A 24,637-nucleotide genomic window follows, 5' to 3' on the forward strand; every position below is an offset into this window, starting at 1 on the left:
CATGACGACCGAGCAGACCGCCGCACCATCGCGTACCGGCGTCGCCATCGTGGCCGACGGCGTGGGCCAGAGTGTCCGAGGTGGACGCCGCATCCTGGACGACATCTCGCTGACCGTCGCGCCGGGCGAGCTGGTCGCGATCATCGGGGTCAGCGGCGCCGGCAAGACCACCCTGCTGGAGACGCTGGCCGGGGTCCGCCGACCGGCGGCGGGCACCGTGGCGTACGACGGCAGCGCCGCGCCCCACGCGGTCGGCTTCGTCCCGCAGGACGACATCATCCACCACGAGCTACCGCTGGCCCGCACCCTGCGCTACGCGGCCCGGCTGCGGCTGCCCTCCGGAACCGGCGCGGCCGAGGCGTCCCGTCGGGTCGCCCAGGTCCTCGCCGACCTACGGCTCACCGAACGGGCCGACGTGCCGGTGGGCCGCCTCAGCGGCGGCGAGCGCAAACGCGCCAGCATCGCCGTCGAGCTACTGACCCGACCCGGCGTGTTCTTCCTCGACGAGCCCACCTCGGGGCTGGACCCGGCGATCGCCGTGGACCTGCTCCGGGTGCTGCGCACCCTCGCCGACGCCGGGACCACAGTCGTGCTCACCACCCACCAGGTCACCGACGTCGACCGTTGCGACCGCGTCGTCGTGCTGACCCGCCAGGGCCGGTTGGCGTACGTCGGCACGCCCGCCGCCGCCCGGGAGTTCTTCGGCCTGCGCTCCCTCGCCGAGGTGCACCTGCGGCTCGACGAGGAGTCCGACCCGGCCGGGTGGCCCGAGCGCTTCGCCGCGTACCGCCATGCGGAACCGACCGTCACCGACGTCGACCCTGCCCCGGCCGGCCCGTCCTCCGCCGCTCGCCCCCGCCCGGACGGGAATGCTCCGGGCCCGGCCGACGGTCGGGGCGGGACTGCGCGGCGGGTCGGTCGGTTGCGTCAGTGGCTGGTTCTCGCCGGGCGCAACGCCGAGATCGTCGCCCGCAACCGGCTCACGCTGGCGATCCTGCTCGGCTCGCCGCTCATGGTGCTCGGCATGTTCGCGCTGCTGTTCCGCCCCGGCGCCTTCGACCCGGCCGACCCCCGCCCGACCGTCACCGTGATGATCCTGTTCTGGATCGCGTTCGGCGGCTTCTTCTTCGGTTTGACCTACGGGCTGCTCCAGATCTGCACGGAGTTGCCGATCCTGCGTCGGGAGCGGCTGGCGGGTGTCCGGCTGCTCCCGTACCTGCTGGCGAAGGTCGCGGTGCTGCTGCCGCTGCTCGCACTGGTGGACCTCGCGCTGCTCGGGGTGCTGCGCGGCATGGACCGGCTGCCACCTGTCGACGGCGGCGACTTCGCCGCCCTGTACGCGACCCTGCTGCTCTCCTCGGCGGCCGCGCTCGCGCTCGGCCTGCTCTGCTCGGCGGCCGTCTCCGACGCCGCTCAGGCGACGCTGATGCTGCCGATGCTGTGCTTCCCGCAGGTGCTGTTCGTCGGGGCGATCCTGCCGGTGCCGGCCATGGCGGCCGGCGGCCGGTGGCTCAGCTACGCGATGTCGAACAGGTGGGCGTTCGAGGGGTTGGGGCACACCGCCGGGGTGGAGCGGCTGTGGCGCGACGGCGGCTCGCCGCTCGGGCCGCCGCTGCTGCAGACGTACGGCGACAGCTTCTCCCGGCCGGTCTGGGTCGACTGGCTGGTGCTCGGCGGGTTCGTGCTGCTCTTCCTCGCCGCGACCTGGGTGGTGCTGGCGCGGCGGGAGGCCCGCCGTGCGTCCTGAGCAGACCCCTGCGGCACTGCCCGGGTACGCCGATACCGCCCGGATCGACGAGCTGCGGGCCACCGAGTACCGGCACCTCGACCGGCACGGCCAGGTCTACCTCGACTACGCAGGCAGCGGCGTGACCGCGCAGGCTCAGGTGCGGGCGCACCACGACCGACTGCTGGCGAGCCTCTACGGCAACCCGCACTCGGAGAGCCCCCCAAGCGCGGCGGCCGGGTCGCTGGTGGAGTCGACCCGGCGGGCGGTGCTCGACTTCTTCCACGCCGACCCGGCCGAGTACGCGGTGGTCTTCACCCCTAACGCAAGCGGCGCCTGTCGACTGGTCGGCGAGGCGTACGACTTCGGCCAGGGCCTGTCGTTCGCGCTGACCTGGGACAACCACAACTCGGTGAACGGCATCCGGGAGTACGCCCGGGCGGCCGGCGCCCCGGTGCGGTACGTGCCGCTGAGCGGGCCGGAGCTGCGGGTCGCCGAGTCCGACCTGGTCACGGTGCTCGACGCCGGGCGGCGGGGGCCCTCCGGTCACCGTGGCCTGTTCGCGTACCCGGCGCAGAGCAACTTCTCCGGCGTGCAGCACCCGCTGGACTGGGTCGAGCTGGCCCACCGGAACGGCTACGACGTGCTGCTGGACGCCGCCGCGTTCGCCGCGACGAACCGGCTGGATCTGCGGTCCGTCCGGCCCGAGTTCGTCTGCCTGAGCTGGTACAAGCTCTTCGGCTACCCGACCGGCATCGGCGCGCTGCTGGCCCGCCGCGACGCGCTGGCCCGGCTGCGCCGGCCGTGGTTCTCCGGCGGCACCATCCGCGCGGTGAGCGTGCAGGGCGACTGGCACCGCTCGATGGACGACGAGTCGGCCTTCGAGGACGGCACGCTCAACTTCCTGAGCATCCCGGACGTGGAGTTCGGGCTGCGGTGGCTCGACTCGATAGGCGTGGACCTCGTGCACACCCGGGTCGGTCTGCTCACCGAGTGGCTGTTGGGCCGTCTGACCGCGCTGCGGCACCGCACCGGCGAACCGTTGGTGCGGGTGTACGGGCCGACGACGGGCGTGGCTCGGGGCGGCACCGTGACGTTCAACCTCCTGCGCCCGGACGGCTCCCCGGTCGACGAGCGGCTGGTCGCGCGGGAGTCCGCGGCGGCAGGCTTCTCACTGCGGACCGGCTGCTTCTGCAACCCGGGCGCCGGTGAGGGCGCGTTCGAGATCAGCGGGACCTCGTTGCGGCGCGGGCTGCTCGCCCGGGTCGACACGATCGACGACTATCTCGGCGCGCTGCGGTTGCCGACCGGCGGCGCGGTCCGGGTCTCGTTCGGCCTGGCCTCCAACGCCTCCGACGCGGAACGCTTCCTGGCCTTCGTCGAGGCGTCCTACCTCGACCGGGAGGCCAGCGCCGAACTACCGCTGCCGCCTCGGCTGCGGTGCTGACACGCCCCTGGGCAGACGGCCTGCGCCGCGCCCGCGAGCCAGGCGGCCCGCGCTGGTGGCGTACGCGTGGGCTAGACGGTCTGCGCCACCGACGCGGGGCGTTGCTTGATCTCCTCCATGAACGCGAAGCGGGCGGTCAGCTCGGCGAGCGTCAGCCCGGCCCGCCAGGCCGCGGCCACCTGGGCGACCTGGACGAGGTCCATGCAGTCGCCACGCGCCAGAACCTCCCCCGCGGACCGCAGGTCGAGCATGAAGTACCGGGCCTGCGAGCCCAGCCCGACGCAGACGACACCCTGGTCGGAGTGCAGCTCGGCGCAGGTGAACCGACTGCGCCCCTGCTCGGGGGCGGTCACCCGCCCGATGTCGAGCTGGTGGCGGGCAGCGGTCTCGATGAGTGCGGGGGCCAGGCCATCCCGCTCGACCAGGTCCGGGTAGAGGCGCACACCCAGCGCCGTCGACGCGTCGCTCATGACTGACTCCCACTTCCTTGTGACAGAGACCAGCAGCACGCAGGTTACGGGGAGGTTTCCTGCGAACCTCGTCATCCTGTCCCGCGTGGACGCTCCACGGCAATAGGAAGAGTCGATTCGACAGCTATCGAGGGATGTGTTGTGGCGGTAACGGACCGTCGCGGCATTGGAAACACTCTTGACAGAAACCCGTTAAATCGACATGCTTCGTTATAGAGAGCGCTCTCTGTCTCTCCGGCGCCGCCACCTCCGCCACCTGATCGCTGAGGAGCCTCCCGTGTTCACAACCCGTCCCGCACCGCGTCTGCGGCCCCTCGCCCTCGCCGCGGTCGCCCTCGTCACCACCCTCGCCTCCCTCACCCTTCCGGGCCAGTCCGACCGGGCCGAGGCCGCCATCGGCCCGATCACCTGGCAGGACGAGTTCAATGCCCCGGCCGGCACACCCGTCGACCAGGGCAAATGGCGCTTCGACACCGGCGGTGGCGGCTGGGGCAACAACGAGCGGCAGTACTACACCAACAGCACCAGCAACGCGGTGCACGACGGCCAGGGCAACCTCGTCATCACCGCCCGCCGGGAGAACCCGGCCAACTACCAGTGCCACTACGGTCGCTGCGAGTACACCTCGGCACGACTGCTGACGGCGGCGACCTTCACCCAGACGTACGGCCGCTTCGAGGCCCGCATCAAGATCCCGCGCGGCCAGGGCATCTGGCCGGCGTTCTGGATGCTCGGCACCGGCGGCGGGTGGCCCGACGCCGGCGAGATCGACGTCATGGAGAACATCGGCCGCGAGCCGAACACCGTCTACGGCACGGTGCACGGGCCCGGCTACTCGGGCAGCGGCGGCATCACCGGCAGCCGGAGCATCGGCGGTCCGCTCGCCGACGGCTTCCACGACTACCGCGTGGACTGGGAGCCGAACGCGATCACCTGGTACCTGGACGGGGTGCAGTACCACCGGGTCGACCCCGCCCGGCTCGGCGGCAACCGGTGGGTGTTCGACCACCCGTTCTTCATGATCCTCAACGTGGCGGTCGGCGGTAACTGGCCCGGCTATCCGGACGGGTCCACCCAGTTCCCCCAGCAGATGCTTGTCGACTACGTCCGGGTGTCGAGCTACACCTCCGGCGGCGGCGACCCGGCGCCCGGCACCACCCGGATCCGGGGGGCGCAGAGCGGGCGCTGCGTCGACATCCCGAGCGCCAACCCGGTCGAGGGCGCCAAGCTGCAGATCTGGGACTGCAACACGACCGCGGCGCAGGCGTGGACGTTCGCCTCCGACGGCACCGTCCGCGCGATGGGCAAGTGCATGGACCCGGCCTGGGCCGGCACCGCCAACGGCACCGAGGTCAACCTGGTGAGCTGCAACGGCAATCCGGCCCAGCGCTTCACCCTCAACAGCGCGGGCGACCTGGTCAATCTCAGCGCCAACAGGTGCGTGGACGTGCGGGACGCCAACCCCAACAACGGCGGCAAGCTGCACCTGTGGGACTGCCTCGGCGCGGCCAACCAGAAGTGGTCCCGCTTCTGACGGGGCCACCGCGAGCGAACGGGCCGTCCGAGACCAGCCTCGGACGGCCCGCCGTCGCGTGCGACGACCGCGCACCCCGGGGAGCCGGATTCGGCCGATGAAGTGGGCGGCCGCTTTACGACCGCTATGTTCGGTTTAATCCGGATACAGCCGTTACGGGAGTGAGCCCATGTCGCACCATCTCGACACCCCCCTCGCCGCCCAGGGCGGTCAGCTCTACATCGACGACCTGTACGTCTTCAACGGCGACCGCGCCACCGTGTTCGTCATGGACGTCAACAGCTCGGTGACCAAGGCCGACATCAAGCGCGGCTTCCACGCCGAGGCCCGCTACGAGTTCAAGATTCACTTCAACGGCTCGGACCAGGAGGAGTTGACCTACCGATTCGCCTTCGGTGAGCCGGACGGCAACGCCACGCAGACCCTGGAGCTGTACGAACTCACCGGCGCGGACGCACGTGACGACGCCGCCATGGGCACTCCCATCGCCCAGGGCAGGACCGGCGAGATGACGACGGGGCAGCGCGTCCGGATCTGGGCCGGCCGGATCACCGACCCGTTCTACATCGACCTCGACGAACTCGCCACGATCAACGGAGCGGTCAAGAACGGCGCGAAGGTGGACCGCTCGGCGTGGCGGGCCGACCAGGCCAAGAACAGCTTCGCCGGCACCACGGTCGAGTCGATCGTCCTGGAGGTCTCCCACGACGAGCCGCTGCTGCGCGAGGGCACCGAGATCGGCGTCTGGTGTCGGACCCTGCTGGCCACCGACGCGGGCGGGTGGCGGCAGATCAACCGCGCGGGCCACCCCATGATGTGGCCCGTCTTCTGGCCACACGACACCGACTTCTCCGACCCGGCGAACTTCCGGCACCCTCGTCAGGACCTTCCGGAGGACGGGGAGGAGATCGCCAAAGCGGTCGCCGGGGTCGTCGCGGCGAACGGCACCGCACCGGACCCGCAGGCGTACGGCTGGAGCGTCGCCCGGACGCTCTACCCGGACGTGCTGTCGTACACGGTCGGCACGGCCGCCAACTACGGCTTCGCGGTGCACAACGGCCGCACCATGGCCGACAACGCGCCCGAGGTGATGTTCTCCCTGATCCTCAACACCGGGACCACCTCGGGCCTCACGCCCGACGTCACGAAGGCCGCCCGCGCCGACGCGTTCCCGTACGTCGTGCCAGCCTGACCGCTCCGGGGGACTTTGGGTTTTTGCCGGTTTTATAGGTTTATGCGTAGATACGCTCTGAACCGCATCTCATGGGCGATTCAGGACGAAGGAGACTCGATGCGCAGGAAACTTCTCGCGGGCGTGGCGGGCATTGCCGCCGCTCTCGCTCTCGCCGGGCCGGCCGCAGCCGACACGACAGGCTCGACGATTGTGACCCTCACCATCGACGCCGCCGGTGGCCTGTCGATCACGGTGCCCGCGACGACGAACATCGGGCACGGTGTGGAGGGCACGAGCGTCTCCGGCCGGCTCGGCCCGGTCACGGTGCTGGACCAGCGGGGGTCGCTCACCCCCAACTGGACCGCCACGGTCGTCTCCACCGACTTCACCACCGGCGGCGGCACCTCGGGCGAGACGATCCCGAACATCAACGTCCTCTACTGGTCGGGCCCGGCGACGGCCACCGCCGGCAGTGGCACCTTCACGCCGGGTCAGCCGACCTCGGCCCAACAGGTGATCATCAACGTCCCGCAGCCGGCGATGACCCACACCGGCGGGACGGGCAACAACTTCGCCACCTGGGACCCCACGCTTGTGGTGAACGTGCCGGTCGGCACCGTGCAGGGTGTCTACACGGGGACGGTGACACATTCGGTGTTCTGAGCCGCTCGGCCGGCTGGCGCTGCTGACCTCCGTCGCCCTCGTGGCGCTCGGGGTGTCGGCGGCGCCAGCCGTTGCCGTGCGGGAACACCGACACGAGCCCGCCGACGACGCCGCTGCCATCAGCATCCGCATGCTGGACATCCCCGCGAGTCGGGTGCAGGACCCGCGCGCCCAGGTCTACATCGTGGACCATTTGACGCCGGGGATGACGATCAAGCGGCGGGTCGAGGTACGGAACACCTCCGACGAGACACAGAAGATCGAGTTCTACTCCGGCGGCGCGTCGATCGAGAACAACGCCTTCACCGTGCCCGACGGGCGTACGGGCAACGAGCTCAGTGGTTGGATTCGACTGGAGACCGCTCGGATCGAGCTGGACCCGGGCGAACGGCAGCCGGTCGGGGTCGAGATCGCCGTACCGCGCAAGGCCTCCGAGGGCGAGCGGTACGCCGCGATCTGGGCGCAGGTCACCAGCGCGAAGCAGGGCACCGGCAACGTCACCCAGATTCACCGGGTGGGCATCCGGGTCTACCTCGACATCGGCCCCGGCGGCGAGCCGCCGACGGACTTCCGCATCGACGGGCTCGCCGCCGAGCCCGGCGCCGGGGAGTTTCCCGTGGTCACCGCGCGGGTCACCAACACCGGTCGACGCGCGGTGGACATGACCGGGACCGTGACGTTGAGCAAGGCGGCGGTGCGGGCCGGTCCGTTCACGGTGACAAACGGCGTGACGATCCTGCCCGGTGACACCGGTCAGGTCCGGGTCGAGGTCGACCAGGCCCTCCCCGCGGGGACCTGGGACGTCCGGGCTCAGCTCGCCAGCGGCACAGTGGAACGCACCGCGACCGGAACGATCGTCCTGCCCGTCGCGGCGCCGATGGCCGTCTCGACATCCGCCGGACCCGGCTGGCTGCCCTACGCGGGCGGCGGGATCGCCATGCTGGCGCTGATCACCGCCGGCGGCTGGTACCTCGTGCGTCGACAGCGGACGCGGCTGGCCTGAGAGCCCGTCCTGAAGGCGACTGCCCGGCCCTTCCTCCCGGAAGCGGCCGGGCAGTGGCGTTCCCCGGACCACGGCTCGTGGCCGCGGCGTTTCCGGGCCGTGGGGATTCCGGGCCTTGGCTCCTGGCTCCCGGCGACGGGTAGAACCTAGATGACCGAGTGCGTCACGACCGCCGTGTAGTCGCCGACCACCAGCCCGGGCGGGAGCGTCACCAGCAGCGTCGGGTTCCAGGTGGCGGAGTTCGGATCGCCGGTCTGACCGGACCACCCGGCGGCCGTACGCGGCGTGTCCAACACCGCGCCGGGCTGCGGGACAAAGGTTCCGTCGCCGGTGGTGGCGAGGGCCGCCCCGGAGACGTACGTGACATTGTTGTTCGGGATGGTCTCGCCACCCGAGCCGGCGCCCGTCGTGAAGTTGGTGGTCGAGACGACGCTTACCCACCGGCCGGAGAAGGGACCCCGGTCGTCGCTCACGGTCACCGGGCCGAGCTGGCCGGAGACGCCTGTCTCATCCGTTGTGACGGTGCCGAGTGGGGTGATGGCCGGGACGCTTATGGAGAGCCCGCCGAGCGGGTTGATGATCAGGTCGACAGGTCGGGTGGCGGACTGGTTGGACGAGTCGGTCACCCGCACGGTGAACGAGAACGTCCCGGACGCGGTGGGCGTGCCGGAGAGCAGGCCGCTGACCGGGTCGAGGGTCAGCCCGGCGGGCAGGCTCCCGGCGCTTACCGACCAGGCGAAGGGGCTCGTTCCGCCGGCCACCGTGAGCTGGTACTGGTACGGGACGTACGCCTTGCCCGGCGGGGGCGGCGCGAAGGTGAGCGTCGGTTGCGGGTTGACAGTCACCGACGCGGAGGGGGCCGACTGCCCGCCGGTGCCCGCCGCGTTGATCGCGGCCACCCGGAAGGTGTACGTCGCGCCGCCGGTCAGTCCGGTGACGGTCTGGGTCGTGGCGGTCCCGGTGAAGGTCTGCGGCGTCTGCGCCACACCGCCGAGGTACGGCGTCACCGTGTAACCGGTGATCGGCGAACTGCCGTTGGTCGGAGCCGTCCAGCTCAGCGTGGCCGCGGTGGTCCCCGCGGTGGCCGAGGTGATCGTCGGGGTGCCCGGCAGGGTGTACGGAACGACCGCCGCCGAGGCCGGGCTGGCGGCCCCGGTGCCGTACGCGTTCACGGCCGCCACCCGGAAGGCGTACGACGAGCCGGCGGTCAACCCGGTCAACGTGCGGCTGGTGGTCGAGGCGTCGAAGGTGAGGGTCGGTTGGGTGACGCCGTCCCGGATGGGGGTGATCAGGTACGTCGTGATCGGGCTTCCGTTGCTCGCCGGCGCGGTCCAGCTCACGGTGGCGCTGGTGACGCCCGCGACCGCCGTGGGCGTGGCCGGCGCGGCGGGCGCGGACGCGTAGACGTAGCTGGCCGATCCCGCGGCGCCACGGGTGACGACGCTGACGGTGACCGTTGCGGCGCTGGAGCGGGCGGGCATGGAGGAGATGCCGAGGGTGCCGTCGGAGTTCACGGTGAAGCAGCCGGCGGCCGGGCCGGACGTGCACGGCAGCAGCAGCACCGACGTGCCGGCCTGCTGTTCGGCGGCCGTACCGATGGTGATCGCGGTCGCCGCGGTGAGGTCGCTTCCGCCGACGGTGACCGCGATGCCCCCGGCGATCGAACTCTGCGCCGGGGTGACGGTCACGCCGCTCGGTGCGGTGCCCGGCGCGACGGGCGTCGTGACGGAGGAGTAGCCCGGGTTGGCGTCGATCGAGGACGAGGTCGCCACCGTGGCGGTCTGGATCAGCGCCGGCGTCACTCCGGTACCGGTCACGGTCGCGACGACGGTGATCGGCGGCAGCGAGGTCCCGCCGGAAAACGGGCCGTTGCTGTTGGTGCAGGTGATCGTCTGCCCGACGGGTGCGCCGCAGACCCAGCCGGAGCCGAACGCCCCGCGCGGCACGACACCGGTGGGCACGGTCTGGGTGACGGAGATCGGCGCCGTCTCGGTGGCCCCGGCATCGACCCCTGCGGTGATCGAGTAGGTGACCGGATCGCCGGGCTGCGGGCTGAGGCCGACCGCGCTGGTCTGCGACACGTTCAGGTCCGGCACCGGGTTGAAGGTGACCGCGCGGACGTTGTCGACCTCGTGGAAGTCGGTGACCGAACCGGTCGAGCCCACCCAGCCGAAGGCGAGTTGCCGAGGAAAGCCGCTGGCGTTCAGCCAGGTCGGTGACGGGTACAGGCCCGGCGAGACGACCGGGAGGCTGCCGGCCAGGGTCCGCGCCGATCCCCCGACCGGGGTGAACCGGACCCGGTACTCGCCGGCCGGCACGGTGATCCCGGTGTCGGTCGTGTACGGGGACGAGGTGGTGTTGACGACCACCTCGACCGGTACCACAGAGGCCGGGCGGGTGGCGGCGCGCAACGTCAGCGCGGGCGACGAGGTGGTGGTGGCCGTGCTGTTGATGGCGCAGTAGCCGACACCGTTACGGCCCGGTCCACGGACCACGACCTGGCCGGGCACCCGCCCGTTGGTGGTGGAGATGTACGGCGGATTCGTGCAGCCGGAACCCTGGTAGAGGCTGTTGCTGAAGTTGCCGAACACGTCCAGGCCGACGCCCAGGTAGCCGTTGGACAGACCCACCGAGCCGCCGTTGAACGCCGCCGAGTAGCCGAGGGACCCGCCGGGCTGACCGATGACCGCCGGGGACAGCGGGTTCGCCGGATCGACGGCGGCCAGCGCGAACGCCAGGCCGTCCGCGCCCGGGTTGATGCCGCCGTACTGGTAGGTGTTGAAGGAGACGTGCAGGCCCTGCGAGGTGGGCACGCTCACCGCGCCGAACACCCCGCCCTGCCGAGTGGCGGTGGCCGGGGTGAGACGCAGCTTGCCCGCGCCCTGAGGGTCGGTGGATGTGGTGCAGCTCAGCAACGGGCCGCTTGTCGTGTTGCCGGCCGCGCTCAGGCAGGCGACGTTGGTAGCGGTGGGGGTGGGGACGCCCGGCACCGTCACGGGGCCGATGCCGTTCGCGGTGTTGTTGTGAAACGGCTGGTCGAACAGAACCGACCCGACCGCCCACGCGGGGGGCGGTGCGAGCGCGAGGGTCCCCGCGGTCACGGCGACCACCAGAACCGCTGCGCTCATGAGACGACGCCGTCGACCCCGAAACGTCATGTCCACTCCCAGCTTTCACTTCAGCCCCGAACCGGACTATATCCCCCTAAATTCCCCACCTGGGACAGACGGCGATAACGCTGGAAGTGACACACATAAGAACGGACCGACCTCCTCGGTCACGCCGAAGAGGTCGGTCGCAGGCGGTGCGGCGGTCAGCCCGCGATGTCCCGTGGGTCGCGGCTGCGCGGGTACGTGTTCTTCTCACCGATCGTGCCGTCCTGCTTCTTGATCACGTGCTCGACGCCCCGGTCGGCCGCCATCTCGCGACCCTGCGCCTGCGCGTCGGCCTTGGAGTCATGGGTGCTGCTGGCCCGGTCGTTGCCCTCCGGACGGTTCTTCCACTGCCCGTCTTCCTGGTACGTGTCGACGTCACCCTTGACCATCGCCCGCTCCTCCCCTGCGTCTGGACTGTCACCAGTGCAGTGCCCCGAGTCGTGGCGGGCAAAACCGCGGTCCTCAGGAGACGGCCGGGCAGTTGTCACTCACCCGTCGCAGGATCTGTTCGCGTTCGTCGGTGGTGATGCCCGACGGTGTACCGCCGAAGTGGGTTTCCACCTTCTCCCAGCCGCGTCGCTGCTCGTAGTGCAGGTGCGGAGCCCCCGAGTCGCCGGTGCTGCCGAGCTTCCCGATCTGGTCGCCCTGCTCGACCCGCTGACCGACCTTCACCATCGGCGGTTCGAGCATGTGCAGGTACTGCGTCTCCCACTTGCCACCGTGATCGATCTTCACCCAGTAGCCGCCGCCGCGTCCGCGCGGGCCCTCCGGATTCTCCGGCGTACGACCACCCAGCGAACCGTTGATCCCCGCCACGGTGACCGTGCCGCCGAAGGACGCGAGCACCGGCCGCCCCCACGCCTCGCCCTCGATGGGGAACAGGTCGACGTCGAAGTCGTCGTGACCGGGGTAGGTGCTGAGCTGCCACGTCTCCCCGCAGGTGACAGGCATCTGGAAGAGCGGACGGGGACCCGCGGGCCGCAGCAACGGCACGACGACCACGGCGACGCCGACAACGGCCGTCGCCGCGACGAGCGCGAGAAGGACGAGGAGTGCCGGGCGGCGGCGGATGCGGCGGTGGCTGCGGGCTCGGGAGGGGCTGCCGGTCGTCACCCGCCCGAGCATGGCAGACGCCGACAACGCCACGAGCACCTGCCGCCCACACGGCTGACATTGCAGTCGCATCGGAAAGGCGGTAGCGTGGGACGCAATGCAGTTGCATTGCGAAAGAGATCGAGGCGACGACGATGACCGACACGAGGCCGTCGACAAGAGCGACGGTGGGGCCGCTGGTGCGCCGGGCGGCCGTGGCCGAGGCCGCGATGTGGCGCAGCCTCTACGCGTGGGCGCGGCGCCGCCCCCTGCCGCTGGCGCCCGGCGACGAGGCGTTCGGCTACCTCGGCGTGGTCAAGCCGATCCTCGGCATCTTCATCGGCCTGTCGGTCGTCGAGATCCCGATCTTCGACCTGATCGTCACCCACGTGGTGCCGTGGCGACCGGCCCGCTGGATCGTGCTCGGCCTCGGCATCTGGGGTCTGCTCTGGATGGTCGGCCTCTTCGCCAGCATGACCATCCATCCCCACGTCGTCGGTGACACCGGTCTGCGGGTGCGGGTCAACTCGGGCATCGACATCTGGATCCCGTGGACCGACGTCGAGGCGCTCCGCAAGCGCCACCGCTCACTGCCCTCCAGCAGGTCCGTCCAGGTGGAGCGGGAGGGTGACCGTACGGTCCTGCACCTCTCGGTCGGCAGTCAGACGAGCGTCGACGTCCTGCTGCGCCGCCCGACGACCTTCGACCTGCCGTCGGGCCGGTCCGCGCCGATGGACGAGCTGCGGCTGTACGCCGACGACCCCGACGGCCTGCTGCACAGCGCCCGGGGCGACACCGCCCGCAGCCAGGGCCGCACGGCGGCGGGGTCTGCCGACCGCCCACTGTGAAACGATCGAGGTCATGCCCAAGAAGGTCGATCACCAGCAGCGACGCACCCTCATCGCGGACGCGTTGATGCGGGTCGCCGCGGACCAGGGCCTGGAGGCGGTCAGTCTCCGCCACGTGGCAGGCGCGGCGGGCGTGTCCGCCGGGATGGTCCAGCACTACTTCCGCACCAAGGACGAGATGATGGCGTTCGCGTTGAGCGTGGTCCGCGAGCGCAGCCAGATCCGGGTCACCGAGGCGGTGACGGGACTGGGCGAGAACCCCTCCCCCCGGCTGCTGCTGCGCACGATGATCATCGCGCTCCTGCCTCTTGACGAGCACACCCGCGACGACGGTCGGGTCGCGCTCGCCTTCCTCGCCTACACGGCGGTACGACCATCGGCCGCGCCCAGCCTGCGCGAGGACACCACGCAGCTCACCGGGTTCATCGCCAGCCTGCTGCCGGACGACCGGGGCGACGCCGCCGCCACGGGACTACTCGCGCTGATGGAGGGACTGGGCGTCTACCTGCTCGGTGGCCAGTACACCGCCGAGCAGGCGTTGGCAGCCCTGGACGCCCACCTCGACCTGCTCTTCGGCTGACGCCACACGGCTTACGGGCCGCGCCTCGACGTCCAGACGCGGCCCGTGCACCCTCTCCTCCGTTCAGCGCGCCGGTACGGTGGCGGCCCGTTCCTTGCGCCGGCGCAGTTCGTCGGCAGTCATCAGCCAGGTGGAGTTCGTCGCCCCGAGGCCGAGGAGCACCTGGTCGAAGAGGTTGCCGTCGTTGTCGTCGGTGTAGCAGAGGCTCACCTCGCCCCACGGGGACGCGGCGACGGCGAGCTGGTCCTGCCGACCGGTGGTGGTCTGGCTCAGCGCCTGGGCCGGAAGCCGGCCGCTGGAGGTGCCGTCCGGGTTGAGGCCGCGCGCCCAGACGTCCGGGTTGGCGCCGGACACCGTCCAGCCCACCACCACGTTGTCCTCGTCGTCGATGCCGACCCCGGGCGCGACGGCCCCGGTCCCGGTGGACACCTGGACCTCGCCGTGCCGGGCGACGCCGTCGGCGGTGAACGAGCGCGCCCACACGCCCCGGGTGCCTGTGTGGTCCGACTCCCACCCGACTGTGAAGTCCCCGGCGAAGGTCGTCGCGACCGACGCCCGCTGCTGCTGCCCGCCGCTCTGCGCGTTGGCCGTACGCCGGGACAGCACCACAGCGCCGGTGGACCGGGCGAGCCGGGTCAGACCGATGTTGTACGAGCCGTTGGCGTCGGCGTCCTCGTCCCAGACCACAAGCGCCTCGCCGGAGGCGGACACCGCCACGTCGGGCCGGTGGTGCGAGCCGGTCGTCTGCGAGGCCGTCACCTCGTACCCCTTGGTGGTGGGGGAGGTGAAGCCGGCGGCCTTGACGGTGGCCGGAGCGGTCCCCTGCACGTCCTCCCAGACGGCGGTGAAGCCGACGGCGGCGGTGGTGGGTGCGCCGTCGGGGTCGACCGCCACCTTCGGCCAGATCTGCTGCCCGGCGTCGCTGGTGTTGGCCTGCCCCGAGCCGAGGATCGCACCGGCCGGCGACACCACGCGGTACTGGATGTTGTAGACGCCGTTGCCGTCGCCGTCGGCGGCCCAGACGACCACGGCGTTGCCCCGGTCGTCGAGCCCCACGTCGGGGCTGATGTGCCGCCAGGCGGCTCCGCTGGTACCGCCGGTCGAGAGCTTCAGCTCGTAGCCGGGTGTGCCGTCGCGGAACAGGCGCAGGTAGATCTCGCTGTGGGTGTCGTCCTCGGGCGCGGTGCTGTCCCGGTCGTCCTCCCAGGCCACCGCGACCTGACCGTTGCGGTTCATGGCGATGGCGGGCAGGTCCTGGTCGCCGGCCGCCACGCTGTTGGCGGCCATCCAGGTGACGGCCTCGGCGGTCATGGCGGTCGGTGCCGGCGCCACGACTGTCGGAGCCAGCAGGGACGCGGCGAGCAGTGTCGTGAGTGCGGTCATGGGGGTGCTCCTTCTACCCGGCCTGCAGGCCGGGCTGGCCGTCGAGGATGACGAACGAGCGCACCGTCGATGCGGGAGCGTCGTGCTCGGTCACCGTGTTGACCGCGCGGAAGTCCGCGCGGACCTGGCTGCGACCGATCGTGGTACGGACGTAGCCGCGCCGGTCGGAGTAGAACTTCAAATGCGGGTTGGTGGCCGCGTTCGGGATGGTCGTGCTGCCGGTGCCGTTGCCGGTCGAGGTGATCGAGGTGCAGACCAGTTCGGTGCCGATCGTGGCGGACGACGGGTTGGCGTAGTCGGCCTTCAGCTCGTTGGCCCACGACCTGTGCACGTCCCCGGTGAGCACGAGCGGGTTGCGTACCCCACGCTGCTGCCAGCCGTTCTGGACGCGGCTGCGCGACGCCCGGTAGCCGTCCCAGGCGTCCATGCTCGCCGCCCCGCTCGCCTCGTACTGGCGGGCGAAGAACACCTGCTGACCGAGGATGTCCCAGGTGCCGTAGTGCTGGGCCAGGCCGTCCAGCAGCCAGGCCTCCTGGGTCGCGCCGGTCAGCGAGCGGGAGGCCAGGTCCGCGTCCGCGCAGACCTTCCAGCCGTCACCGCACGCCTGGTCGTCGCGGAACTGACGGGTGTCGAGCATGTGGAACGTGGCGAGCTGCCCCCACCGCACGCGGCGGTACAGCGGGATGCTGTTGCCGCTCGGCGCGGAGGCCGGCCGCAGCGGCATGTTCTCGTAGTAGGCCCGGTACGCGGCGGTGCGCCGGGCGGTCCACTGGGCCGCGGTCAGCGTCGGGCTGCTGTCGGCGCGGACCATGTTGGCGTAGTTGTTCTCCACCTCGTGGTCGTCCGGCACGACCAACCAGGGTGCGGCCGCGTGCGCCGCCTGCAGGTCCGGGTCGGACTTGTAGAGGGCGTACCGGCGGCGGTAGTCGGCCAGGGACACGATCTCGTTACCCACGTGCTGGCGCACGGCGGAGGTGTTGACACCGCCCTCGTAGATGTAGTCGCCGAGGTGCAGGATCAGCCCGGGGTTCTCCTCGGCCATCCGCCGGTACGCGGTGTAGTAGCCGGCCTCGTAGTTGGCGCAGGACGCGAAGGCCATGACCAGGTCGCGGCCGAAGGCGCCCGGGGCCGGAGTGGTCCGGGTGCGTCCCACCGGAGAGATCTGTCCCTGCGCCCGGAACCGGTAGTAGTAGTCGGAGTCGGCGGCGAGGCCGCCCGCGACGACGTGCACCGAGTGGGCGTCGGCGTAGCGGGCGGCCACCGAGCCGGACGCGACAAGCGACGAGAAGCGGTCGGTCGTGGACACCTGCCACTCGACAGTCACGTCCGCGTTGGCCATGCCGCCCTGCCCGTCGGCGTTCAGCGGCGAGGGCGCCAGCCGGGTCCACAGGACCACGCTGTCGGACGCCGGATCACCGGATGCCACGCCGAGTTTGAAGGGGTACGGCACGGCGGCGCGGGCACCCTGCCAGGGCGCCATCGCGGCACCGGCGGCAGTGAGTCCACTGAGGACGAAGATGCGGCGGCTCAGCCTTGTCATGGTCCGTACCTTCGGGGCCGTCGATGAACGGCAGACGCTGCGGCGCGGAAGCCGACATGACGGGACGTTGACCGCCGCAAGGCGGTCAGGTGTACCGGTCGCCGGGGCGGCGGGCCGGTCAGGTCAGCGGCGACGGCGACTCGGCGCCGGGGATCAGCAGTTTCGGCGTACCGGACCCGTCGGCGGGGACGCTGAAGACATCGGGCCGACCGTCGCTCTGGCGCAGCGTGTAGGCAAGCGTGGCGTCATCGAGCCAGGCGGCCTGGTCGTCGACGCTCGTGGTCTCCGCCGTCGCGGTGACCCGCCCGGATGCCAGGTCGAGGACCGACAGTCGCCAGCCCTTCGTCGGGTCGGCGTCGATCGCCTCCTTGAAGGCGATCCGGGTGCCGTCGGGTGACAGCGACGGGCATTCCACGTTCGTCCGCATCGTCTCGACGGTCCGGGCGGCCACGTCGCCGCGCACGAGGTAACGCCGGCCGCCGGTGGCCATGGTCGCGTAGAAGGCGTTGTCGTCGGCGGTGAAGGTGACGCCCCAGTAGTTGACGTCGGGGCTGCGGTAGCCGCGCCCGTCGCGCGTGATGGCGAACTCCTCCAGCGACGAGACGGTGGCGCCGGTGACGGTGTCGAGGATCCCGGTGCGGGTGGAGAAGCCGCTCGCCGTGTAGGAGTCGCCCCCGACGAACGTCGTCCACGAGACCATCCGGCCGGAGGCCGAGACCCGGGCCCGGTTGGGCAGCCCGGGCACGCTGAGGGACCGCTTCGGGCGCAGGGCCGCGTCGAGCACCACGACCCGGTACGACCATGCGGTCTCCGGCTTCAGGCAGACACCGGTGCCGCCGGCGGCGTACACCCGCAGGCATTCCAGACCCGAGACGGTACGCGGCCCCGCGGGGTCGGCGGTCGCGACGCTGGAGACGTACCTGTCGGTGATGGCCAGCAGGCGCGGGCCCGGCGCGAGTGTGACCGCCTGGTCCCCGGCGGCGGCGGCCGGCGGCGGGGTCCGGGTCGGCTCGGCGGCGATGGCGGCGTAGCCGGCCGCCACGCTTGCCAACAGCACCGCGCTGGCGGCCACCACGCCGAGCTTCGCCCGGGTCGACATCGCGTTCATGGGGACACCTTCCGGGGAAGCGGGCGGGACGGGACGGCCAGCAGGAGCACTGTCACGACGAGGACGCCGACGACGGCCACGGCCGCCGCCCGGACCGCCGTCTGCGGCCCCCACGCCTGCCAGGCCAGACCGAACAGGATCGACGAGACGAGGTACGCGAGCGCCTGCCCGGTCTGGACCAGCGCGATCCCGGTGGTCCGCAACCGTGGTGGCAGCACCGGTCCGGCGAGCGCGATGAGCACACCGTCGGTGGACGCGTAGAACGCGCCGTACAGCGCCAGCGTCAGCGCGAGCGCCGGCCAGCCGTGCACCGGGCCGGACAGCAGCAGGTAGGTGACGCCGAGGGCCACGTAGCCGCCGACCACCACCGGTAGCCGCCCGATCCGGTCGGCGAGCACACCGAGGGGCGCGGCGAGCACCAGGTAGGCCAGGCTGGTGCCCACCGCCAGCAGGGGGAACCACCGCAGGCCGAGGTCCTCCCGGCGTTGCAGCACCAGATAGACGAAGCCGTCGCCGATGGTGGCCAGTCCGAGCATCGTCGCGGCCGCCAGCAACCGACGGGCGGGCCGGCTGCGCAACAGGCCGAACGCCTCGCGGACGGAGATCCGGGGATCGTCCGGCCCTTCGGTCGGGTCGGTGGCCAGCCCGGTGGTCCGTGCGGCGGCCGGGTCGACTGTCGATTCGGTGGCCGGCCCGGTGGTCGGCTGCTCGCGGACGAACAGCACGAGCACGACGACGGCCAGGACGGCGACGCAGAAGCTGGTGACGAACACCGCGTCGTAGGACTGCCCGACGACGAGCAGGACGGCGAACGCGGCGAGCGGCCCGAGGAACGCGCCGACGCTGTCCATGGCCCGGTGCACCCCGAACGCCCGCCCCAGGGCTTCCGGCGGGCTGGAGAGCGTGATGAGCGCGTCGCGGGGCGCGCTGCGGACACCCTTGCCGAGCCGGTCGACGGCGATGACCGCGCCGATCGCGGGCACCGACCGGCCGGCGAGCAGCAGGCCGAGCTTGGCGACCGCCGAGAGCGCGTAACCGACGCCGGCGACCAGTTTGCGCCGCCGGAACCGGTCGGCGACGAAGCCCCCGACGACCCGCAGCAGCGCGGTGGCGCCGGTGTGCACCCCGTCGAGCACGCCGAAGGCCACCGGGCTGAGTTGCAGGCCCAGCACCAGGTAGAGCGGCAGGACGGCGGCCACCATCTCGGCCGAGATGTCGGTGATCAGGCTGACCGTGCCGAGCGCGATCACGTTGCCGCTGACCAGCGCGAGCCGCCGGCGGCGTGGCCCGGGGTCGGGCGGGTCGGCGGCCGGCCGGGAGACGGTCGACAGGTACACGCGCATCTCCTCTGCGTCGGTGGCGACGGTCAGCCATCGTGACGACACGATCGGGGGCGTCACAAGGGACCGTGCGGGGCGGGCAGGCATGCGGTGGGTGAACATCGGACAAACATCGAACTGTTTCGCTGCCTGAGCGTACTGTTCACCTGGCGGCAGTCCGCCGGTTCATCGACCTTCCTACATTCCTTGCGCTTTCCACCCGCAACGAAGGGGTCCTGGATGGACATTCGAATCGCCCGCCCACCGGTCACGATCGGGACGGTAGCGGTGCTCGTCGCCGCCACCGCGGCCGTCGTTCTGACCGGCTCGGGCGCGGCCTCCGCGGCGAGCGTGACGTTCACGCCTGTCGCCGACACCTACGTCCAGAGCGACACGGCGTCCACCAACTACGGCACGTCCACGCAGGTCGTGGTCGACAACTCACCAGCGCGGCGGATGTTCCTGCGTTTCACGGTGAGCGGCGTCAGCGGCACTGTGACAAGCGCCAAGCTCCGGCTTCGCACGATCAGCGGCAACAACGGCAGCGACGCCGGTGGCACATTCCGGGCGATGGCCAACACGACCTGGTCGGAGACCGCCACCACCTGGAGCAACCAGCCGACGATCGACGGCACCACCCTCGGGTCGCTGGGCGCGGTCGCCGGCAACACCTGGTACGAGGTCGACGTCACCTCCGCCGTCACCGGCAACGGGACGTACAGCTTCGGCGCGACCTCCGCCAGCGGCGACGGCGCCTACTACGACACGCGGGAGAGCGGAGGCGATGCCCCGCAACTGGTGGTCACGACCGGCACCACGACACCGCCATCGGGCGACCCGGTCCTCGTCGGCGCCGGCGACATCGCCACCTCCGGCTCCGGTGACACCGCCACCGCCGCGCTGCTCGACGGCATCTCCGGCACCGTCTTCACCACCGGCGACAACGTGTACGACAGCGGCACCCCGTCCCAGTTCGCCAGCTACTACGAGCCCACCTGGGGCCGGCACAAGGCGCGTACCCGACCGTCACCGGGCAACCACGACTACAACACGTCCGGCGCCACCGGCTACTACACCTACTTCGGCACGTCCGCCGGCCCGAGCGGTCGCGGGTACTACTCCTACGACCTCGGCAACTGGCACATCGTGTCGCTGAACTCGAACGTCAGCATGTCGGCGGGGTCGACGCAGGAGCAGTGGCTGCGCGCGGACCTGGCGGCCAGCGGCAAGCCCTGCACTCTGGCGTACTGGCACCACCCGCTGTTCACGTCCAGCTCCAACCACGCGCCATCGACGTCGACGCGCCCGCTGTACCAGGCGCTCTACGACTACAACGCCGACGTCGTGGTCTGGGGCCACAACCACGTGTACGAGCGGTTCGGCCCGATGAACCCCGCCGGCGGTTACGACGCCAGCCGGGGGATGCGCAGCTTCGTGGCCGGCATGGGTGGCGCCGACCACTACGGCTTCGGCACCATCCAGCCCAACAGCGAGGCCCGCAACAGCTCGGCGTTCGGGGTCCTGAAGTTCACCCTGCACTCCGGCAGCTACGACTGGCAGTTCGTACCGGTCGCCGGGCAGACCTACAACGACAGCGGCACCGGCGCCTGCCACTGACCGCGTGATCCCGCCGCACCGGTAGCGGTGCGGCGGGATCATCCTCGCAGCGGCGCGCGCAACACCCCAGCACCCGCGCCACCCGCAACACCCGCGCCGGGGGTGCCCCGGTACCCGGGCAACCCCGCTTCACTGGCACGGCGGCTCGGAAGCACGGCGGCCCCGCGGCACGGCGGCACGCGGCGCTGCGGCACGGCGGCCCTGCGGCACGGCGGCACGGCGGCCCTGCGGCACGGCGGCGCGGCGGCGCTGCGGCACGGCGGCACGGCGGCGCTGCGGCACGGCGGCACGGCGGCGGCGGCGCTGCGGCGGCCCAGGGTTCGGTGCGGCTGCCTGTAGAGCTGCCCCAGATATGGACCACGCCCCATCCGGCGCGGAAGTCGTCACCCCAGTCGAGTTTGCGGACCGTGTGCAATCACCAGCGGCACAGACCCCTGCCCTCGCCAGTGGCACGACAGACCACAGGAGATGGACCACGCGCACAACACGGCTGCTCACCAACCAGATCTTGGACAGTTTCCGTTCGGCCGCCGAACGGAAACTGTCCAAGATCTGCGGCATCGACAGCCCGGCGACGCCGTCTCTCTGGGGCGGCGGGCCGGCCACGACCGCATGGCTCCGCGCGGTCGGCGAGCTACGTCCATGCGGAAGGGCGGCGTGACCGCGCGACCGTCGCCACCCGGCAGGACCACCATCAGCACGAGTGCCGCAGCCGCAAGCCTGTTACGTGCCGTGCGGGATGCCGCCCCGTACTTGGGGCAGCTCTACAGCGTTCGAGGTAGGTGGGGCCTACTCCGGCAAGGCGGTTCCGGCATCGGCGCGCGCCTCCCCCGACGACGACCCGGCGCGGGCATCGGTGGGCGCCGCAGCGCGAAGCCGACGTAGCCGGGTGGCCGAACGCCCCGCACCACCGAACGCGCCGCACCACCGAACACGCCGCACCACCGAACACGCCGCACCACCGAACGCACCGCACCACCGAACGACGTGTGCCCCTGCCCGAGACGGGGAGGGGCACACGTTCGCGTTGTTGTCGAATCAGCGGGCCGTGCCGGCGCGGCGCTTGTTGTAGACGTCGAACGCTACGGCGACGAGCAGGACAAGGCCCTTCACCACCGACTGCGTCGACTGGTCGATGCCCATCAGCTGCATGCCGTTGCTCATCACCGCCATGATCAGACCACCGACCATCGCGCCGACCACGGTGCCCACGCCACCGGTGACCGCCGCGCCGCCGATGAACGCCGCGGCGATCGCGTCCAGCTCGAACATGTTGCCGGCCGCGGGCTGCGCTCCGTTGGACCGCGACGAGTAGATGACGCCCGCCACCGCCGCGAGGAAGCCCATGTTGACGAACATCCAGAAGTTGACCGTGCGGACCTTCACACCCGACAGCGCCGCCGCCGAGAGGTTGCCGCCGATCGCGTAGACCTGGCGACCGAAGACCGTACGCCGGGTGAGCAGTCCGTAGACCAGCACCAGGACGGCCAGGATGATCAGCACGATCGGCAGCCCGCGAGCGTGCGCCAACTGCCAGGCGAAGTACATCAGCACCGCGCCCACCAGGACGACCCGGGCGACGAACAGCGGGAACGACTCGACCGGCTGCTGGTAGCGGATGCGCGCCAGGCGGGTGCGGAAGCCGCTCACCGCGTATCCGGCCACGGCGAGGGCACCGATGAGCAGCGTGAACGCGTCGAAGCCCTGGCCGCCGAGCAGCCCGTTGAGGAAGCCCGCCGCGACCTTCTGGTATTCGGCCGGGAAGGGCGACAGGGAGATGTTGTCGAGCACCTGCAGGGTGAGGCCCCGGAAGAGCAGCATGCCGGCCAGGGTCACGATGAAGGCCGGGATGCCGGCGTACGCCACCCAGAAGCCGTGCCAGGCGCCCACCGCGATACCCACGGCCAGTGCCGCCACGATGCCGATCCACCAGGGGTGACCCTGCTGGATCACCAGGACGGCGGAGACCGCGCCGGTCAGGGCGACCACCGACCCCACCGACAGGTCGATGTGCCCGCCGATGATGAGGATGACCATCCCGATCGCGAGCACCAGGATGTACGAGTACTGCAGGACGATGTTGGTGATGTTGCCGGGGCTGAGCAGCACACCGTCGGTCAGGAGCGCGAAGAGCGCGACGATGACGACCAGGGCGACGTAGATCCCGCTCTGCCGAAGGTTGTTCAACACCAGCGCCCGCAGGTCGCTCGTCCCACTGTGCAGGGCGACGGCGGGTGTGCTGTCCGGGGGCGTCGGGCGCTCCGTCGAAGGGGTTTTGATGCTGGTCATCCGACGAGCTCCTTGTCCTTGGTCATCAGCTCCATGAGGCTTTCCTGGGTCGCCTCGCCCACCGGCTTCTCGCCGGTGATCCGGCCCGCGGCGAGGGTGTAGATGCGGTCGCACATGCCGAGCAGCTCCGGCAGCTCGGACGAGATCACGATCACCGCCTTACCGGCGGCCACCAGTCGGTTGATGATCGTGTAGATCTCGTACTTGGCGCCGACGTCGATCCCCCGGGTGGGCTCGTCCAGGATCAGCACATCCGGGTCGGTGAACAGCCACTTCGACAGCACGACCTTCTGCTGGTTGCCCCCGGAGAGCTTGCCGACCACCGCCATGACGCTGGGGGTCCGGATGTTCATCTCCTTGCGGCTCGCCTCGGCAACCTTGATCTCCTCGTTGCCGTTCACCCATCCCAGGCGGGCCAGCCGATCCAGGGCCGCGGCCGAGACGTTGCGCCGGACGTCGTCGATAAGGTTGAGGCCGTACCGCTTGCGGTCCTCGGTGACGTACGCGATGCCGTTGTCGATGGCCTCCGCGACGGTACGGGCGCTGACCTCCCGCCCGTGCACGAAGAGCTTGCCGCTGATGTCGCGGCCGTACGAGCGGCCGAACACGCTCATCGCCAGCTCCGTCCGGCCGGCGCCCATCAGCCCCGCGATGCCGACGACCTCACCGGCGCGCACCGACACGCTGACGCCCTCGACGACCATCCGCTCCTGGGTCGGGTGCCGCACCGACCAGTCCTCGATCCGCAGCACCTCCTCCCCGGGCGACGAGACGCGATCGGGGTAGAAGCTCTCGATGTCACGGCCGACCATGCCCCGGATGATGCGCTGCTGACTCACGTCGTCGGCGCGCATGTCCAGGGTCTCCACCGTGCGGCCGTCGCGGATCACTGTGGTCGAGTCGGCGATCGCGGTGATCTCGTTGAGCTTGTGCGAGATCATGATGCAGGTGATGCCCTGCTCCTTGAGCTGTCGCAGCAGGCCGAGCAGGTGCGCCGAGTCGACGTCGTTCAGAGCGGCCGTCGGCTCGTCCAGGATGAGCAGGCGCACCTTCTTCGAGAGCGCCTTGGCGATCTCCACCAGCTGTTGCTTGCCGACGCCGAGCTGGATGACCGGGGTGACCGGGTTCTCGTGCAGCCCGACCGACGCCAGCAGCTCGGCGGCCTCGGCGTTGGCCTTGTTCCAGTCGATGAGCCCGCCACGGCCACGCCGCTCGTTGCCGAGGAACAGATTCTCGGCGATCGACAGGTAGGGCACCAGGGCTAGTTCCTGGTGAATGATGACGATGCCGTTGGCCTCGCTGTCCCGGATGCCCCGGAACTGCATCGGCTTGCCGTCGAAGAGGATCTCCCCGTCGTACGAGCCGGAGGGGTGGACGCCGGACAGCACCTTCATCAGGGTGGACTTGCCGGCGCCGTTCTCACCGCAGATGGCGTGGATCTCCCCCCGGCGCACCGCGAGGCTGACGTCCTCCAGCGCGGTCACCCCGGGGAAGGTCTTCGTGATGCCACGCATCTCGAGGATGGTGTCGTCCATTGTCACTGTCCTCTGTCGGGTCTGGACGCGGTCCGATCACGACGTGGGGGGGGGGGGGGGGGCCGCCCGGCCCCCCCGGGGGGGGAGGGGATTTGGGGTACCGGCGGGGCCCCCGGGCGCGCCGCGGGTCCGGGGGGGGGGAGAGGGTGGGTTT

General features: G+C 71.1%; 20 protein-coding genes. 10 read left to right on the forward strand and 10 right to left on the reverse strand.

Annotation, left to right across the window (positions count from 1 at the left end; translation table 11 throughout):
* The first annotated feature begins 1 nt into the window (after position 1).
* On the forward strand, positions 2–1,747 hold the full coding sequence (locus tag ACGFIE_RS21220; RefSeq protein ID WP_393296944.1) for an ATP-binding cassette domain-containing protein: 1,746 nt from the start codon (positions 2–4) through the stop codon (positions 1,745–1,747).
* Positions 1,737–3,173 carry an aminotransferase class V-fold PLP-dependent enzyme gene (locus ACGFIE_RS21225; RefSeq protein ID WP_393296946.1) on the forward strand — a complete coding sequence of 479 codons (1,437 nt, stop codon included), beginning with the start codon at positions 1,737–1,739 and terminating at the stop codon, positions 3,171–3,173. Before ACGFIE_RS21220 ends, ACGFIE_RS21225 begins: the two co-directional genes overlap by 11 nt.
* A gap of 71 nt (positions 3,174–3,244) precedes the next feature.
* Here the strand turns inward: ACGFIE_RS21225 and ACGFIE_RS21230 are convergent, their stop codons facing one another.
* Positions 3,245–3,643, reverse strand: coding sequence for a hypothetical protein (locus ACGFIE_RS21230; protein WP_393296948.1), 399 nt, complete (start codon positions 3,641–3,643; stop codon positions 3,245–3,247).
* Positions 3,644–3,920: 277 nt separating this feature from the next.
* On the opposite strand from ACGFIE_RS21230, the gene ACGFIE_RS21235 reads away from it, so the two are divergent.
* The 4 genes from ACGFIE_RS21235 to ACGFIE_RS21250 all read left to right on the forward strand — a co-directional run bounded on the left by ACGFIE_RS21235 (position 3,921) and on the right by ACGFIE_RS21250 (position 8,017).
* Positions 3,921–5,177 (forward strand): family 16 glycosylhydrolase, encoded by a 1,257-nt coding sequence (locus tag ACGFIE_RS21235; protein WP_393296950.1) that lies wholly within the window; start codon positions 3,921–3,923, stop codon positions 5,175–5,177.
* A gap of 169 nt (positions 5,178–5,346) precedes the next feature.
* The gene (locus tag ACGFIE_RS21240) at positions 5,347–6,369 is read left to right on the forward strand and encodes a DUF4331 family protein (RefSeq protein ID WP_393296952.1); all 1,023 of its coding nucleotides are present in this window, start codon (positions 5,347–5,349) and stop codon (positions 6,367–6,369) included.
* Between the two features lie 99 nt (positions 6,370–6,468).
* On the forward strand, positions 6,469–7,014 hold the full coding sequence (locus ACGFIE_RS21245; protein WP_393296954.1) for a hypothetical protein: 546 nt from the start codon (positions 6,469–6,471) through the stop codon (positions 7,012–7,014).
* 40 nt (positions 7,015–7,054) lie between these two features.
* A complete protein-coding gene (locus tag ACGFIE_RS21250; RefSeq protein WP_393296956.1) occupies positions 7,055–8,017 on the forward strand; it encodes a hypothetical protein in 963 nt (320 codons plus the stop codon).
* 146 nt (positions 8,018–8,163) lie between these two features.
* Here ACGFIE_RS21250 and ACGFIE_RS21255 read toward each other — a convergent pair whose 3' ends face one another.
* The 3 genes from ACGFIE_RS21255 to ACGFIE_RS21265 all read right to left on the reverse strand — a co-directional run bounded on the left by ACGFIE_RS21255 (position 8,164) and on the right by ACGFIE_RS21265 (position 12,297).
* A complete protein-coding gene (locus ACGFIE_RS21255) occupies positions 8,164–11,145 on the reverse strand; it encodes a fibronectin type III domain-containing protein (RefSeq protein WP_393296958.1) in 2,982 nt (993 codons plus the stop codon).
* A gap of 185 nt (positions 11,146–11,330) precedes the next feature.
* Positions 11,331–11,561, reverse strand: coding sequence for a DUF2188 domain-containing protein (locus ACGFIE_RS21260; protein WP_007457642.1), 231 nt, complete (start codon positions 11,559–11,561; stop codon positions 11,331–11,333).
* A 73-nt stretch (positions 11,562–11,634) separates the two neighbouring features.
* The gene (locus tag ACGFIE_RS21265; protein ID WP_393297002.1) at positions 11,635–12,297 is read right to left on the reverse strand and encodes a M23 family metallopeptidase; all 663 of its coding nucleotides are present in this window, start codon (positions 12,295–12,297) and stop codon (positions 11,635–11,637) included.
* 122 nt (positions 12,298–12,419) lie between these two features.
* Between ACGFIE_RS21265 and ACGFIE_RS21270 the strand changes: the two genes are divergently transcribed.
* Together ACGFIE_RS21270 and ACGFIE_RS21275 are read left to right on the forward strand one after the other, a co-directional pair.
* Positions 12,420–13,112, forward strand: coding sequence for a hypothetical protein (locus ACGFIE_RS21270; RefSeq protein ID WP_393296960.1), 693 nt, complete (start codon positions 12,420–12,422; stop codon positions 13,110–13,112).
* 13 nt (positions 13,113–13,125) lie between these two features.
* Entirely contained in the window at positions 13,126–13,692 is a 567-nt protein-coding gene (locus ACGFIE_RS21275; protein ID WP_393296962.1) for a TetR/AcrR family transcriptional regulator, read from the forward strand.
* Positions 13,693–13,755: 63 nt separating this feature from the next.
* Here ACGFIE_RS21275 and ACGFIE_RS21280 read toward each other — a convergent pair whose 3' ends face one another.
* The 4 genes from ACGFIE_RS21280 to ACGFIE_RS21295 form a co-directional block, all read right to left on the reverse strand.
* A complete protein-coding gene (locus ACGFIE_RS21280; protein ID WP_393296964.1) occupies positions 13,756–15,075 on the reverse strand; it encodes a hypothetical protein in 1,320 nt (439 codons plus the stop codon).
* A 13-nt stretch (positions 15,076–15,088) separates the two neighbouring features.
* A complete protein-coding gene (locus tag ACGFIE_RS21285; RefSeq protein ID WP_393296966.1) occupies positions 15,089–16,615 on the reverse strand; it encodes an alkaline phosphatase D family protein in 1,527 nt (508 codons plus the stop codon).
* Positions 16,616–16,733: 118 nt separating this feature from the next.
* Complete coding sequence (locus tag ACGFIE_RS21290) at positions 16,734–17,723, reverse strand: TolB family protein (RefSeq protein ID WP_393296968.1); 990 nt, start codon at positions 17,721–17,723, stop codon at positions 16,734–16,736.
* On the reverse strand, positions 17,720–19,060 hold the full coding sequence (locus ACGFIE_RS21295) for an MFS transporter (RefSeq protein ID WP_393296970.1): 1,341 nt from the start codon (positions 19,058–19,060) through the stop codon (positions 17,720–17,722). The genes ACGFIE_RS21290 and ACGFIE_RS21295 overlap by 4 nt, the downstream gene beginning before the upstream one ends.
* Positions 19,061–19,282: 222 nt before the next feature.
* Between ACGFIE_RS21295 and ACGFIE_RS21300 the strand changes: the two genes are divergently transcribed.
* Positions 19,283–20,659 (forward strand): DNRLRE domain-containing protein, encoded by a 1,377-nt coding sequence (locus ACGFIE_RS21300; RefSeq protein WP_393296972.1) that lies wholly within the window; start codon positions 19,283–19,285, stop codon positions 20,657–20,659.
* Positions 20,660–20,761: 102 nt separating this feature from the next.
* Positions 20,762–20,998, forward strand: a complete 237-nt coding sequence (locus ACGFIE_RS21305; protein ID WP_393296974.1) for a hypothetical protein — start codon at positions 20,762–20,764, stop codon at positions 20,996–20,998.
* 699 nt (positions 20,999–21,697) lie between these two features.
* Here the strand turns inward: ACGFIE_RS21305 and mmsB are convergent.
* Complete coding sequence (gene mmsB, locus ACGFIE_RS21310) at positions 21,698–22,948, reverse strand: multiple monosaccharide ABC transporter permease (RefSeq protein ID WP_393296976.1); 1,251 nt, start codon at positions 22,946–22,948, stop codon at positions 21,698–21,700.
* Positions 22,945–24,483, reverse strand: coding sequence for a multiple monosaccharide ABC transporter ATP-binding protein (mmsA, locus tag ACGFIE_RS21315; RefSeq protein ID WP_393296978.1), 1,539 nt, complete (start codon positions 24,481–24,483; stop codon positions 22,945–22,947). Before mmsA ends, mmsB begins: the two co-directional genes overlap by 4 nt.
* Positions 24,484–24,637 lie beyond the last annotated feature (154 nt).

This window comes from Micromonospora sp. NPDC049275 (genome assembly GCF_043197115.1).
Taxonomy (GTDB): Bacteria; Actinomycetota; Actinomycetes; order Mycobacteriales; family Micromonosporaceae; genus Micromonospora.